The 15826-nt window shown below is 23.2% G+C and carries 17 protein-coding genes; 14 read left to right on the top strand and 3 right to left on the bottom strand.

The genetic code is table 11. The annotated features are described in order from the left end of the window. Position 1: 1 nt before the first annotated feature. From AWT72_RS01020 to AWT72_RS01080, 14 genes are all read left to right on the top strand, one after another. Positions 2–2512: a DegV family EDD domain-containing protein gene (locus AWT72_RS01020; protein ID WP_067139459.1), complete on the top strand. Its 2511-nt coding sequence runs from the start codon at positions 2–4 to the stop codon at positions 2510–2512. Further along, on the top strand, positions 2512–3345 hold the full coding sequence (locus tag AWT72_RS01025; RefSeq protein WP_067139463.1) for an RluA family pseudouridine synthase: 834 nt from the start codon (positions 2512–2514) through the stop codon (positions 3343–3345). The genes AWT72_RS01020 and AWT72_RS01025 overlap by 1 nt, the downstream gene beginning before the upstream one ends. A 4-nt stretch (positions 3346–3349) precedes the next feature. Further along, the gene (locus AWT72_RS01030) at positions 3350–3727 is read left to right on the top strand and encodes an Asp23/Gls24 family envelope stress response protein (protein WP_067139467.1); all 378 of its coding nucleotides are present in this window, start codon (positions 3350–3352) and stop codon (positions 3725–3727) included. Beyond that, the gene (gene amaP, locus AWT72_RS01035) at positions 3720–4298 is read left to right on the top strand and encodes an alkaline shock response membrane anchor protein AmaP (RefSeq protein WP_067139470.1); all 579 of its coding nucleotides are present in this window, start codon (positions 3720–3722) and stop codon (positions 4296–4298) included. The genes AWT72_RS01030 and amaP overlap by 8 nt, the downstream gene beginning before the upstream one ends. A gap of 223 nt (positions 4299–4521) precedes the next feature. After that, entirely contained in the window at positions 4522–4995 is a 474-nt protein-coding gene (locus AWT72_RS10045) for an Abi family protein (RefSeq protein ID WP_067139473.1), read from the top strand. A 4-nt stretch (positions 4996–4999) separates the two neighbouring features. Beyond that, positions 5000–5443, top strand: coding sequence for an Abi family protein (locus AWT72_RS10050; RefSeq protein ID WP_067139476.1), 444 nt, complete (start codon positions 5000–5002; stop codon positions 5441–5443). Between the two features lie 151 nt (positions 5444–5594). Next, on the top strand, positions 5595–5993 hold the full coding sequence (nusB, locus tag AWT72_RS01050; RefSeq protein WP_067139479.1) for a transcription antitermination factor NusB: 399 nt from the start codon (positions 5595–5597) through the stop codon (positions 5991–5993). 2 nt (positions 5994–5995) lie between these two features. After that, positions 5996–7393: a SpoIIE family protein phosphatase gene (locus AWT72_RS01055; protein WP_067139482.1), complete on the top strand. Its 1398-nt coding sequence runs from the start codon at positions 5996–5998 to the stop codon at positions 7391–7393. Between the two features lie 109 nt (positions 7394–7502). Continuing rightward, positions 7503–8087, top strand: coding sequence for a type IV toxin-antitoxin system AbiEi family antitoxin domain-containing protein (locus AWT72_RS01060; protein WP_067139485.1), 585 nt, complete (start codon positions 7503–7505; stop codon positions 8085–8087). Continuing rightward, a complete protein-coding gene (locus AWT72_RS01065; protein WP_197407578.1) occupies positions 8080–8700 on the top strand; it encodes a nucleotidyl transferase AbiEii/AbiGii toxin family protein in 621 nt (206 codons plus the stop codon). The genes AWT72_RS01060 and AWT72_RS01065 overlap by 8 nt, the downstream gene beginning before the upstream one ends. Continuing rightward, positions 8697–8915: a hypothetical protein gene (locus AWT72_RS09585; RefSeq protein WP_197407579.1), complete on the top strand. Its 219-nt coding sequence runs from the start codon at positions 8697–8699 to the stop codon at positions 8913–8915. The genes AWT72_RS01065 and AWT72_RS09585 overlap by 4 nt, the downstream gene beginning before the upstream one ends. Before the next feature lie 20 nt (positions 8916–8935). Continuing rightward, positions 8936–10993: a heavy metal translocating P-type ATPase gene (locus AWT72_RS01070; protein WP_067139488.1), complete on the top strand. Its 2058-nt coding sequence runs from the start codon at positions 8936–8938 to the stop codon at positions 10991–10993. Positions 10994–11173: 180 nt separating this feature from the next. Continuing rightward, positions 11174–12253, top strand: coding sequence for an AAA family ATPase (locus AWT72_RS01075; RefSeq protein WP_067139491.1), 1080 nt, complete (start codon positions 11174–11176; stop codon positions 12251–12253). Positions 12254–12466: 213 nt separating this feature from the next. After that, entirely contained in the window at positions 12467–12745 is a 279-nt protein-coding gene (locus tag AWT72_RS01080) for a hypothetical protein (protein WP_067139494.1), read from the top strand. A gap of 30 nt (positions 12746–12775) precedes the next feature. On the opposite strand, the gene AWT72_RS01085 is transcribed toward AWT72_RS01080, so the two are convergent. From AWT72_RS01085 to AWT72_RS01095, 3 genes are all read right to left on the bottom strand, one after another. After that, entirely contained in the window at positions 12776–13450 is a 675-nt protein-coding gene (locus AWT72_RS01085) for a YjjG family noncanonical pyrimidine nucleotidase (protein WP_067139497.1), read from the bottom strand. A gap of 15 nt (positions 13451–13465) precedes the next feature. Further along, a complete protein-coding gene (locus tag AWT72_RS01090) occupies positions 13466–14416 on the bottom strand; it encodes an HAD-IB family phosphatase (RefSeq protein WP_067139501.1) in 951 nt (316 codons plus the stop codon). A gap of 76 nt (positions 14417–14492) precedes the next feature. Next, positions 14493–15782, bottom strand: coding sequence for a rhodanese-like domain-containing protein (locus tag AWT72_RS01095; RefSeq protein WP_067139504.1), 1290 nt, complete (start codon positions 15780–15782; stop codon positions 14493–14495). Between the last annotated feature and the right edge of the window lie 44 nt (positions 15783–15826).

Here is a 15826-nt window from a genome sequence, read left to right on the forward strand (position 1 = left end):
AATGGGTATAAAATATATAGATGCAAAAAGGTTGCGTAGAGTTTTAATGGGTGGTGCTAAATGGGTGCAACAATACGAAGAATATTTAAATGAGTTAAATGTTTACCCAGTACCAGATGGAGATACAGGAACTAACATGTGTATGACTCTACAATCTATGCTTAAAGAAATAGAAGAAAATAGTGATGATAAAACTAGCATGGAAGATTTGACTGAACTTATAGAAGACGCAGTTTTAATAGGTGCAAGAGGAAATTCTGGAACTATATTATCACAAATTATAAATGGTTTTTTAAAGGGTATGGAAAATAAGAAAAAGTTATTACCTAGTGATATTGCTTTGGCACTTAAATCTGCCAAAGAATTAGCATATAATGTAGTAACTGATCCTGTTGAAGGTACTATTCTTACTGTTATAAGAAAAGTTTCTGAAAAAGCGGAAGAAATAAAAGATTATGAATATTTTAATGAATTTATAAATGAATTGGTAAAAGCGGCAGATGAAGCAGTAGAATCAACTCCTGATTTATTACCAAAATTAAAGGAAGCAGGAGTAGTAGATTCTGGTGGTAAAGGTTTATTTTATTTCTTAGAAGGTATAGGAAAAGTATTAACTGAAATAGAATTATTTGCTAATGCATCAGTTGTTGAAAGTGAATTTGATAGAACTATATTAGACATAGACCATAATTTAGGAGAAATTAAACATAAATATTGTACAGAATTTATAATTACTAATATGAATTTTGATGTTGAAGAATTGAAAAAAGAGTTATTAGAAATGGGAGATTCAGCAGTATTTGCTAAATCAACTAAGAAATTTAAAACTCATATACACACTAATAATCCTGGGCTTGTAATAGAAATAGCAGCTAAAAGGGGAGACCTTAAAAATATTAAGATTGAAAATATGAAACTTCAAAATGAAGGTGTTCTTGAAAATGAAAAAGATTTAGCAAAAGTTTTTATAAACAAAAAAATAGATCCTATAAAAAAAGAAGCATATATAGTGTTATCTGATACTATAAGTCTTAAAGATGAATTTTTAGATATGGGAGCAGATGTTGTTATATTAGGTGGACAAAGTCAAAATCCTAGTGTTAGTGATATATTAAATGCTATAAATAAAGTGTTAGATACTAATAAACATATATATATATTAGCAAATAATAAAAATGTAATAAGTACTGCTAATTTAGCAGTCGAAAAAGTAGATAGAACAGTAATTGTAGTTCCTACTAAAACTATGTTAGAAGGATTATTCTATATGAAATATCCTTATACTTCTCATAAAGAAAAAAATATAATGAATAAATATAATTATTCTATTGAAATAACGAAAGCAGTTAGAGATACTAATGTTGACGGTATATCTATAAGTTCAGGAGATTATTTATTATTGGTTAATTCAAAAATTGTTTATTCTGCCAAGATTATAGATGATTTATTGGTATATATTGAAAAAAACTATATTAATGACAATACCTTAGCATTAACAGTAGTTGAGGGTCTAAATAGACATGAAAATATAATTAAAAAAATAAAAAGTTTAAAATATAATTTTACGCAAGAAACAAAATATATAAGTACAAATAATGAAAATTATGATTTCTATATTTTAATAGAAAATAAGAAACCTAATTTACCTAAGATTGCTATAATTACTGATTCTGCGTCAGATTTAACTAATAATATAGCTGAGAATTTAAATATATCAGTAATACCAATTAGATTAACTTGTGAAAATAAAGAGTATAAAGATGGAATTAATATACGAAAAGAAGAATTTTGGAATATGCTTATAAATGAAGGTAAAAAATTCAAAACAGCACAACCATCTCCTAAGGAAATGGTTAACCTGTATTTAGAACTATTTAAAAAAGGTTATGAAAAAATATTAGCCATACCTATATCTAGTAAGTTATCTGGTTCTTATCAAGTATTAAAATTGGCAAGAGAAATATCAAAAAGGGAAAGCGATATAACTATATTTGATTCTAAGGCAGTATCTATGTTACAGGCTTATTTAACAACAGAAGCAGCCAAAAAAGCAATTAAAGGCGAAAGTATAGAAAGAATAGTAAATCACTTAATTAAACTTAGAGAAAAATCTACTATGTATATATCAATAGATAATCTAAAATATTTACAAGAAGGTGGAAGAATTTCTAAAACAGCCCAAACAGTAGGAGATTTTTTAAATTTAAAACCTATAATAACTATGGTTGATGGAACTTTAAGTGTGGAGAAAAAAGTTTTAGGTGGAGATAATTCAGTAATTAAATATATAGATAAAGCTATATATAACAAGTACCCAAATCAAAGTATGTATGTAGTTTCTGCTTATGGTGGTACTGAAAAACAATTAGAATTTACTAATAGACTTTTAAAAACTATATCTAGTAATAATAGAAAGGCAACAATAATAAGACCTTCAATAGAAATAGGAGCAACAGTTGGAACACATGCTGGGCCTGTTTCAGCAATATTATTTGTTCCTAAGTTATTGTAATGAGAGTATATAGATTAGATTCAAGTACACAAAGAATGAAAATATCTTTGTATTTAAGACAAGTGCAAGGGTATTCAGGTAGAAGTTTAAGAAGTATTAAAGTATTTTTAGATGGTAAACAAGTAAAAACTACTAAAAAATTGCCTTCTAGGGGAATATTAAAAGTATTGGAAAAGGAAAAAGGAACTAATATAGAGCCAATAAAAATGGATTTAGATATAGCTTTTGAAGATGATGATATATTAGTTGTTAATAAACCTTACGGAATAATAACGCATCCTACTTTAAAAAAGGTAGATATGACTTTGGCAAATGGGATAGTATATCATATAAATACAGTTCCAAGATTTTACAATAGATTAGACATGGATACAACAGGCCTTATAGTAGTCGCTAAAAATGCTTATACACAATCTTTTCTTCAAAACTTTGGAGATGTTAATAAAAAATACTTGGCAGTAGTAGAGGGTAAACTAGAAAAAGAAGAAATAGTTGTTGAAGAAAAAATATTTAGGGTTGAAAATGAATTGGCTCGTGTAATTGATGAAAAAGGACAAGAAGCTAAAACTAAAATAAAGGCTATAAAATATTTTGAAAAAAGTAATGTTAGTCTTATAGAATGTGAACTATATACAGGGAGAACACATCAAATAAGGGTACATACTAAACATATAGGGCACCCTATAATAGGAGATAAACTATATAATCCTAATTCTGAGTTTAAATGTAGGCAAATGCTACATGCATATAAATTGTCTTTTATTCACCCTAGAACTAAAAAAAGAATAGATATAGAAATTAAACCATATAAAGATATGATAGAATGGAGTTGATAATATGGGAATGTTAGGAAATATTACAGTTTCGCCTACTGTGATAAAACAAATAATTTTAGAAACTATAAAAGAAATACCAAATGTTATTGGTATAGCTAAGGAATCTAAAAATCAAATTAGTGGATTTTTTAAATCTGATGGACAAAAACACAAAGAATTGGAAGTAGAAATGAGTGATACTGAGTGTGTTATAGATTTAAGTATTACTGTAGAATATGGTGCTAAACTTATGGAAGTTGCTGAAAATCTACAAGAAGTTATTGCTAAAAAAGTAGAAGAATTAAGTGGCTTAAGTGTAAAAGAAATTAATGTAGTAATTTCAAAAGTTGAAAAGAGAACTACAGAAAATGTACCGAAAGAGAGAGTGGAAAATGTTTAAAATATTAAGATTTATTATTCATACTGCTTTATTAGTAGTAGCAGGAGCATTATTAGTTTATTTAATAATCTCACCAGAAACAGTTAAAGAAATATTAGGGTATATAGCATCTAAATTTGATGAAAAAGTATATCAATTAATAGCTATTATTGTATTAATATTATACTTTGTAATATTTGTATTTTCATATATGGAAACCCTATTTAGTAAGAAAAACTCAGTAACGGTAAAAACAACATCAGGTAAAATAGAAGTAAACTTTACAACTTTGGAATCTATAACTAAAACATTTTTAGGAACAAAAGATATAGTTAAAAATGTTAAGGTCGCAATAGTACCTACATACAATACTCCTAAAATAGATGCAGATATAGAATGTTATAAAACTGAAAATTTAAATGAAAAATTAGAAATTGTTAAAAACGAATTAAAAGAACATATTACATCTATGGTAGGTTTAAAACCTAATAGTATAAACCTAAAAGTTGTTAAGATAGATACAGAAGTAGCAGTTGAAACTATTAAGGCGGAAGAATTTATAGGAGAAGAAGTAAAACAAGAACAAGAATAAAATATAAAAATAGTAATTACTAAATGTGGTTGCTATTTTTTTATTTATATTTTTTGCAATAAAGAGAAGTAATAATAAAATTAAATATTTTAAGATTTAGAAAATCTATTTGACAAATTTTTTTAAAGGTGTATAATATTAATAGGATGAAGATCACATCACACTTAGTTTATAGTGGAAAAGGGTGTGGTCGCTTTTTTATAATCATTAAAGGAGAAACATTATGGAAGTAAGTGATATTGAAAATATAAGCAAAATGTTAAAACCCCCTTTAACGTTTGAGAAACAGCTTGAAAAATTGATTAATGAAAAGAACATTATAATAAAAAATAAAAAACTTGTATTAGATTTTTTAAAACATAATAATTATTATCAAATATCAGGTTATATACATTTATTTAGAAATGAAAAAATAGAATTTGAGTATATAAAAAATATAATGATATTTGATAGTAAGTTTAGTGAATTAATGATGTATATAATATCAATAATTGAAAAAAGTATAAAAACAAATTTAGCATATTATTTTGCTCATAATTATGAATATAGGAATATTTCATATTTAGATAAAGAAACATTTATGCCACAAAAAAATATTAAAGAAACTAATGAAGAATATAAAAATAAAAGAATTTTAATAGAAGAAAAACACAGTAAATTCATAAAAGAATTTGAAATAAGTAAAAAAAAGAAATGAAAAATTGCCATATATAAAACATCATAAATATAAATATAATGGTTATTTGCCTATTTGGGTGGGTGTAGAATTATTTACATTTGGCAATATAAAATATTTTTATTCAATGCTAAATACGAATGTAAAAAAAATGATTTCTAAAGAATATGATTTAAATGATTATATTTTTTATGATTGGTTAGAAAAACTAAGGCGTTTTAGAAATATGGTAGCACATAATCAAAGATTATATGGAGTGAGTATTTCAATACCTAAAAGTTCTAAAAAAATTAAATTGAGAAGTGGTAAAATTTTTGATTATATACTTATTTCTAAAAATTTTTTTAAAGATAATGAAAATTGGAATGGATATGTATTAAATGAAATGGAAAAAATAATAAAAGAACATAATATAGAAATAGATAAATTAGGTTTTACATATGATTGGAAAATGTTATTGAAAAAATAAAAATAATTTAGAACTATTATAGTTCTTTTTTTTTATAAAAAATAGGATTAGTCGTATAATAAAATAGTAGTAAAAAAAATTTAAAAATGCTAAAATAAAAGAGTAAAAAACAATAAAAACAAAGGTAAACAAGAAATAGAATGGGAGAACAATGGAACAGAGAGCGTTAAGAATAGAGATTTTTAAAATACTATTTGAATATGAAGTTATGAAAAACGATGTATATAACAAAAGAATAGAGAATTTTTTAAAAGAAAACAAACTAAATAAATCAAAGACAGATTTTTTTATTTCATACATTAAAGATTGTATTGAAAAAGAAAATGACTTAATAGATTTAATTAAAATTAAGTTAAGTGGTTGGACTTATGAAAGGTTAGGAGTAGTTGAAAGAACTCTTTTAAAAATGTCGTTTTATGAAATTGAAATTAAGGATATAGGTTACGAGATAGTAATAAATGAAACATTAGAAATAGCAAAAATATACGGAGATACAAAAACTAATAAATTTTTAAATGGAATATTAGCCGAATTAGTAAAAGGTAAATAAAAATGGAAAAGATAATAAAATTTGTGGATGAAAAAAAAACATACAAACAAATATTATTAACTCTTAGAGATAATGATACAATAATACTAGACCTTGGAGATACAAAATTACCTGTAATATTTTTAAATTATCTTTTAAAAATATATAGACTTTGTAAATCTAAAAATAAAGATATAGTTTTTTTATCTAAGAATGAAATAAATGGAGATTTAAAAAAATACTTTAGATTTTTTAAAGATTATGAAGAGTATAAAAATACTAGTATATATTTTAATTTTCAAGTAAAATTATATATTAATAATGACTCTACTAGAAATTTACTTAAAAATATATTTTCGGAAAATGGTTTTTTGACAAAAGAAAGAAAAGAATCTAATTTTTTAAATAAAAATCATGATTGTAGAATGAAAGATATTTATATAATTGATTATGATACATATAAAAAAGAAAAACTTATAGAAATAGAAAAAATAAAAAAACAAAATCCTGATACTGTGGTAATACTTTTAATAAGTTCTGAATCAAGAGAATCAGCACTTAAAATGGTTAATTTAGGTATTGATAGTATAATTGAAAAGCCTATAAATCAAGAGGAACTTTTGGCAATAGTAAAAAAATTAGCCAACGCCTCTAACTTAAAATTTGAAAATATTGAGTTAAATGCTAAAATTAGAAAACTATATGAAAATATTGAAAATGAAATAAGTTTAGCTAAAGATATACAACAAAGTTTTTTGCCTGAAAATAATATAAAGTTTAATGGTTATAATATTTCATATATATTTGAACCATCACAAGGTATAGGTGGAGATTTTTGTGATGTGGTAGAATTAAATGAAAATGAAATAGCAGTAGTGTTTGCAGATATATCAGGTCATGGTATACCATCATCATTATTATCATCTATGTTAAAAGTATTCATTAGAAATGAGATAAAACAATATGCTAATACAAGTAAATTTTTAGAAAATCTTAATGAAAAAGTCATTAATATATTTCCAAAAGGAAAGTTTGTTAGTATGTTTTATATGATTATTGATACAAAAAATAATGTAATGAAATATTCTAAGGCAGCCCAAGAACCAGCATTGTATTTATCTAAAAATAAAGTTAAAGAATTAGAAACAGATGGTCAAGTATTAGGGTTATTTTCTAAAAAAATGTTTCCTGATATGGTAGTTTTTGAGCAAAAAGAAATAGAATTTGAAAAAGATGCTGTCCTTTTATTATATACTGATGGTATAACAGAAGCAGAAAAAGATAATGAAATGTATGGTATAGATAAATTGAAAGAAGAATTTTTAAAAAATGGTAGAAATATAGAAAATATAAAAGAAAGTTTATCAACTTACCTATTAGAAGATGATTTGACTTTACTAATTATATATAGAGATGAGTGATAAGACTGTAATTTTATTATGGTCTTTATTATTTTCTATTTTATGTTGCTTTTACACGTATTTAGAGTTATAATATAAGTGTGAAAAGAACTAAGAAAGGAAAGTTTTTATGAAATATAAAGAAAAAATAATAAATTATCTTGAAAAATCTGGGGGAATAATAACTAGCAAATATTGTGTATTAAATGAAATTCCTAGTGTATATTTAACAAGATTAGTTAGAGATAATATATTAAAAAAAATATCGCAAGGAATATATGTTACTGAAAATGCGGATTTTGATGAGTTATATTTTTTTCAATTAAGATATAAAAAAACTATATTTTCATATTATACAGCACTTTATCTTTTAGGTTTGTCTGATAAAATTATACAAAACATAGATGTTACAGTAGAAAGTGGTTATAAATTTAATGAAATAATGCCTAATGTGAATATAAAATATGTTAAAAAAAGTTTATTTAAATTAGGAGTAATAGAAGTTGAAACAATGTTTGGGAACAAAGTAAGAACATATTGCTTTGAAAGAATAATATGTGATTTTATAAAAAATAAAAATAATATTGATATAGAAATTTATGCTAAAATTATAAGAAAATATATAAATTATAAAAATAAAAATTTAGAGTTATTATATGAAATTGCAAGTAAAATGGGAATTTTAAAAGAAGTTATGGAGATATATTATGAATAAGGTGAAATTGATAAATACTTGTCATAAAATAAAAGAAAAAACAAATTTATCTTTTAATTCAATAATAGCACATTATTTTTTGGAAAAAATTTTAGAGAAAATATCAAAAAGTATTTATGGTATGAATTTTATATTTAAGGGTGGTTTTGTTTTATCTAATTTTGTTGGAATAACTTCAAGAACAACATCTGATATAGATTTTCTTTTATATGGAATAGAATTTACAAGAGAAAATGTACTAGGAATTCTTGAAACAGTTTTATATAAAAATAATGATGAAATAACATATAAAATTATAAGTATTGAAGAAATAAAAGAACTAGATAGATATAGTGGGTATAGAGTAAAAATTTTATGTAAGCTTGAAAATATTAGACAAGTTATACCTTTGGATATAGCAATAGGGGATGTAGTTACACCTAATCCTATAAGTTATAATTATAAAACTATTTTTTTGGATAAAGAAATAAATATCAAAGCATATACAATTGAAACTATGATTGCAGAAAAAATAGAAACAATTTATAAAAAAAATATTTTTAATACAAGAAGTAAAGATTTTTATGATATATATATATATTATATAAAACTAGGAAAAAAGATATTGATATGAAAATATTAAGAAAGGCGTGTGAAAATACTTTTAAATTTAGAGAAAGTGAATATGATATATTTAAGATAAAAAAATTAATTATAGAAATTTCGAAAAATCAATTATTTATTGATAGGTGGAATTTATATTTGAAAAATAATAGTTATGCAGAAGGAATAAGTTTTGAAAATGTTATTAATGTTATAATAGATGTAATAAATGAAATTGATAAATAAAATTAAACAGGAGAAAGAAAATGAATAAAAAAGTATACAAAGTAAGCAATATGACTTGTAGTTCTTGTGTAAATAAAATAGAAAAAACTTTAGAAGAAAAAGGCTATAATTCTAAGGTTAATTTACTTTCTGAAAAATTAGTTATTTATACGGATAATGAAGATAAAATTAAAGAAATTATGAATAGTATAGGTTACCCTATAAGTGAATTTAAAGATAATAAAGAAATAGAAAAAGAACAAGGATTTCTAAAAATTATTGTACTTTTGTTAATTGCAATATTTAGTATGAGTCCTATACCTGTTTATGCAAAGTGGGTTTTAGCAAGTATTTCAATGATACTTTGTTACCAACTTTTATTAGATGGATTTAGAAATACAATAAATTTATCATTTAATATGAATTCTTTAATATTTATAGGTTCAATATCAGGTTATATATATAGTATATTTAATTTAGATAAGGTATATTTTTCTGGGATAACTGTAATATTATTTACCATAAGTTTAGGTAAATTAATAGAACATAAATTAAAAATTAAAAGTAGGGGCTTAGTTGAAAAAATTAGTAACTTATTACCCAAAACTTGTAATATATTAGAAGATAGTAATTTAAAATCAATAAATATAGAAAATCTTAAAGTAGGGGATATATTAGTAGTTAAAGAAGGAGAAATTATAGCTTCTGATGGTGAAGTTATAAAAGGTTATGCTAGTGTAGATGAAAATAGTATAACAGGAGAAAGTGCATATATATCTAAAAATGTAACAAACAAAGTAATAGGTTCAAGTATAGTAGTTGAAGGGCAAATAAATGTAAAAGTTACAGAAATAGGAGACGATACTGTAATTTCTAAAATAGCCAATATAATGGAAATGACACAAGAAATAAAGCCTAATATTTCAAGAATAGCAGATAAAATAGCAAGTTATGTTATACCCGTTGTAATAGTAATAGCAATATTTACCGGTATAATTTGGTATATAGTAACCAAAGATATGGCAAGGGCATTAAATAATTTTATGTCAGTTTTATTAATATCTTGCCCTTGTTCAATAGGACTTGCGACTCCTGCTTCAATTAGTATAGGAGTATCTTTATTAGCAAAACAAAATATATTAATAAAAGATGGTAAGGCTTTGGAAAAAGCATATAAAATAAGTGATATAGTAATGGATAAAACAGGGACTTTAACTAAGGGTAAACCCAAAGTAGTAGATATAAATCTTAGTGAAGAAGATATAGAATATGTATACAATATAGAAAAATATGTTCATCATCCATTATCTAATGCAATAGTAAAATACTTAGAAAAAGAATATAAGCCTAAAAATATTGAATTAAGTGTTAGAAATTTTCAAGGTTTAGGTGTGTTTTCTAAACCATATAATATTGGGAACAAAGCATTGATGCTTAGAAAAAGAATAGATATATCTAATTACGAAAAAGATTATGAACATTTTACTTCTCAAGGTAAAACATACATATATGTAGCAAAAGAAGATAAAGTTGTAGGTTATATTTGCTTAATAGATGATGTTAGAAAAAGTAGTATTGAATTTATAAGTTCTTTAAAAGAAAAAAATATTAAACCTTATATGTTAACAGGTGATAATGTAAGAACAGCAAACTATATTGCTAATAAATTAGGTATAGAAAATGTTAAAGCAGAAGTGTTACCTTATGAGAAAAGTCAGGAAATTGAAAAAATAAGTACTAAGGACAACTATGTAGCCATGGTAGGAGACGGTATAAATGATGCTGTGGCTCTGAAATCCGCTAATATAGGTATTGCTGTGGGTAAAGGTTCTGATATCGCTCTATCAGCCTCTGATGTGATATTACTTAAAAATGATCTGAATGATATACATAAACTTATAAAAATAAGTAAATATACTATGAAAAATATAAAAGAAAATTTATTCTTTGGATTTATTTATAATATGGTAGGTATAGTAATAGCAACAGGTATATTAGGAATAGAATTAAGTCCTATGTTAGCTTCACTATTTATGGTAATGAGTTCAATATCGGTATTACTTAATGCACTAAGACTTACGAGATTAAAGGTGGAATAATGAAAAAATAAATCTAGAATGTGTGAGAAATTTTATAGAAAAATATAAAGATAAAATGTCTAAACTTAGTATAAGAGAAGGTAGTAAATATATTTAATGTAATCTTGAAATTTGCAAATTTCTAAAATAAATGGTATAATTAGTTCTGAAAAGTAGAACTAATAGAGAGGTAGTGGTATTATGATAATCATGAATATTGAATTAGATAATATATATTCATTTAATGATTTTAAATTAAATTTTTCATACCCTAAAAAAATAGTAAATAATACAATTAGAAATGAATTTTTGGTTGATAAACCTAATTTTAGATATAAAAAGGTAAATATATTAATGGGGTCTAATGCTACTGGAAAATCAACATTAGGAAAGTCTATAATGAAAATTTTTAATTTTATTAATAAAAAAGAATTGTCTTTTTTAGAGGAATTTCATAATAATAAACAAAAAAAATTAAAATTTTCACTAGATTATATAAATAATTTTGATATAAATTATTTGTATAGAATTAATTGTGAATATATAGATAAAGAAAATGTTAAATTAGAAATTTATAAGTCTAAAATAAATAAAACAGATTCTTATGAAAAATGTATAAAAAAATTTGAAAAGATTTCAGATGATAATTTTGATTATTTAAATAATATAGAAAAAATAAAAATAGAAGGATGGAATTTTAGTTTTCCAGATTTTGATTTTATTGATACAGTTAATTTAAATATATTTAATAAAATTTTAAAAACTTTAGATAATACTGTTAAAGAAGTAATTAAAAGCAAAGAAGTTAAAGATACATATATTATAAGTTTTAAAAATAGAAATGATAATGTTATCGTACAAAATGGCAAGGTTATTGATAGTTCTATTTTATCGACTGGAACTAAAAGTGGTATGGATATTGCTTCTATTTTGACGGCTATTTATGAAAACAGAAATGGATTTTATTACTGTGATGAGAAATTTTCATTTATAAATAGTGAAATTGAAAAAACAATATTAAGTTTAATGATAGAATTTTTACACGATAATACACAATTATTTTTTACAACACATAATATAGAAATTTTAGATATGGATTTGCCAATTCATTCATTTATATTTTTAAATAAAAGAGATAAAATTTCAGTAGTTAATCCAGAAAAATATATAAAGAAAAATGACGTTTCACTTAAAAATGCATTACAAAATGAAATGTTTGATTTTGAGCCTAATTTAGAATATTTATATATTTTAGAAGAGGAACTTAAAAATGAAAAGTAGAAAATTATTGTATTATTTAGTTGAAGGGGATACAGAAAAAAACTAGTTGAAAGCATTAAAAATGAATATATACTTGCAGGTAGAATTAAAGTTCATAATGTTGTAAATCAAGAAATAACAGATACATTTTTAAGAACATTAAAACCAAAAACGATAGTAATATTAATTTTTGATACCGATATAAAGAAATTAAAAATATTAGATAAAAATATTATGAAATTAAAAAAAAGTAAAAATGTAAATGATATAATTGCAATTACTCAAGTAAAATATTTTGAAGATGAAATTGTTTATTCTACGAATATAAATAATATAAAAGATTTATTAAATTCTAAATCAAACAAAGATTTCAAAAAAGACTTTATTAAGTGCAATAATGTTTTAACTAAATTAAAAGATAAAGATTTTTCAATTATTAAATTTTGGAGTAGAGAGGATTCTTATTTTGCAAAATATAAGAATAGAGCAGAAGAAATAAAAATAATAAAATAAGTGAGCAATTTAAGGTTTTGCTCACTTTTACTAATTTATAATATCTAATATTTCTTTTAAGTCTTTAATTATATATGTTGGCTTTAATTCAGTTTCATTAGAGTTTGGATTAAACCAACAAGTATCTATTCCATAATTAATTCCTCCAATAATATCTGTCCTTAAAGAATCACCAATCATTAATATCTCATTTTTGTTAATATGAGAATAATTTTTTAAGCAAAAATCAAAAAAATTAGCATCTGGTTTTCCATGAGTTGCCTCTTCTGAGGTTACAACTAAATCAAAATATTTATTTAATTTAGTTACTAAAACTCTTGATTCTTGAACATATTTTATACCATTTGTTGCGACAACGATTTTTATTTTCTTATATATTTTTTCAAGTACTTGTATTGTGTCTTCTATAATATCATCTGCTTTGGCTAAATAGTCTAAGTACACTTTATTTGCATCTATATCTATTTTAATGCCAATAGTTTCAAAGAAATCTTTAAATCTATTGTTTAATAGATATTGTTTAGTAATTTCTCCATTTTCAAATTTTTTCCAATAACTTCTATTAATTTTATTATATATTTCTAAATATTCATTTTTAAATTCAATGTTTAAAAAATTAAAAAGTTTTTTCATACATTTAGGGTGTGATGCTTTGAAATCTAGAATAGTATCATCTAAATCTAATAATATTAGTTTATATTTCATGTTTAATTCTCCTTTTTATATTGTTAAACTTTTATCTCCTTCAATGAATATTCCTTGATATTCATCTACTCTTTGTACCATATATCTATCATTTTCTTTATCTATTAATTTTTTAAAATCATCAGTTCTATTTCTATCTATTAAAAGTGATAATTTAGTGTCTTTATAGTTAGTTAGCATAGCTTCATCCCCCATACTATCACCGGCAACTATTAAAGGACCTTTATTATATAATGGATAAATATATTTATCTATGGTTTTAACTTTTTCTTTTCCCATAGGCTGTATAGCATTTGAATCAAAAAAACCTGTAAATTTATCATTTTCGATTTCTAAAGTCATACCATATATTTTAGTAATATATTTACTAATTGGTTTTAATACTTCTTCAACAATTATAGTTGCAGATGCTGAAACTACATAAATATCAATATTGTTTTCATACATGGATTTTATAAGGCTTTTCATTTCCATACTAATGCTAAGTCCAGTTTTAAAATTTGATTTGTTATTATTATATTTAAATTCTTCAATATCAAAATTTAAACCTTTATGATATGAAATTGCTCTTTTTGTAATTTCTAAAATTTCACTTATATCTTTATTAGACAGCATTATAAAGGTAATATCAACTTTATATTCTATATATAACATTCTTATCATGTATTCATAATTTGCTTGAAATTCTAACACTTCAAGACTTGTTAGTTCTTTATTAAAAGTTTTAGAGTATAGATTTATAAATTTTTCTATTTCTCTTTTTTGGCTTGAAAATCTAGGAAGTAATTTATTTCTTAATTCATCTATACTAATAGTAAATAACATATTTTTTAATATATAATGAGTAGTTGCAAATTGAATATCATTCATCAATATGGTATTATCACAATCTAAAACTATGTAGTTTTTTCCGTTTTTTTCTTTTATAATTTCTTTTAATTTATTTGAAATTTTCTTATTGAACATTTAATCACCCTAGTAACATTTTATAATATAGAGTATACGAAATCAAGAAAAATATTATAAACACTTATTTTATTATTTATAAATTTGGTGAATCATTTGGTATACCTGATTTTTTTATTAAACTATTTTCTTTTCTTATCCATTCATACCAACCACCTGCATATACACCTATATTTTCATAACCTAGAGCTTTTGCTAAGTAATATGCTTCTGATGCTCTCCAACCTGTACCACAATGAAATGAGATTTTTTTATTTTTTGTTATTCCCCATTTTTCCCATCTGTCCTTACATATTTCATAGTTGAATAATGTATTATCTATATTTCTGTAATCTTCCATGGCATATGGATTAGAACCTGAATGAGCAAATCTAGAGTTTTTAATATCGCCTAGTTTATCTATATAACTATAACCTGTTGTTTTCCCCATATATTCTGGAATACTTCTTACAGAAGCTATAACGGAATTTTCATCATTTATTAATTTTAATTCTTCATCATAAGTTATAAGAATAGAATTTTTATTTTCTATAGTTCCGAAATTAGATTTAGATGATATATTAATTTTAGTTTCTAGTTTTCTATTTTCAAGTTTCCATAATTTTTTTCCGCCATTTATAACTTTTATATTTTTTACTCCTACATATTCCATAATAAATGCGGCTCTAAAACATGCTATCGTTGCTTTTTCAGTGCCATATAAAATTACAAGTGTATCTTTATCAATACCTAGATTTTCTAAAACTTCTTTTATTTTATTATTATCTGGTATTTGCCAAAATTTATCAGCTATAGAACTATCTATATTTGAGTATAAATCTAAATTTAATTCACCTGGATTATCATTTATATCATCTGATGATACATTAAGTGCAGTTTTTATATGTCCAGATGAATATTCATTTACTTCATTTGGAAGAGATACTTCAATAATTTTAAATGTTTTTCCGTTATATTTTTCAGGATTTTTATCATCTAATAGGGCTTGTACCCAACGCGGAGATACATACATATCGTAGTTTTTAAGTTTATTTAGATTTTTATTTATTTTTACATAACTTTTAATACCATCATTTAATATATATAAATCTGTAAAACCAAGATTTATATATTTATTATATTCTTCTTTTGTTATTGATTCATCAGAATATATAACAGTTTTTTTATTTTTATCTATATTTTTTCTTTTTAACTCTAAATTAAGTTTATCTTTATCAAAATCTAACCAAGCAATAGGAAAATCTATAGCATTTGGTATATGACCACTTATACCAAAACTATTTTTCCAACCTATATAATATTCTTCATCCCTTATGTCTATAATTTGAATATTATTATTTAAATTTTTTGAAAGTAGTTTTTTCATTTTACTAACCCCCTTGATATTGGCGGTACTGTAAAGTATACAGC

The organism is Oceanivirga salmonicida, assembly GCF_001517915.1.
GTDB classification, from domain to species: Bacteria; Fusobacteriota; Fusobacteriia; order Fusobacteriales; family Leptotrichiaceae; genus Oceanivirga; species Oceanivirga salmonicida.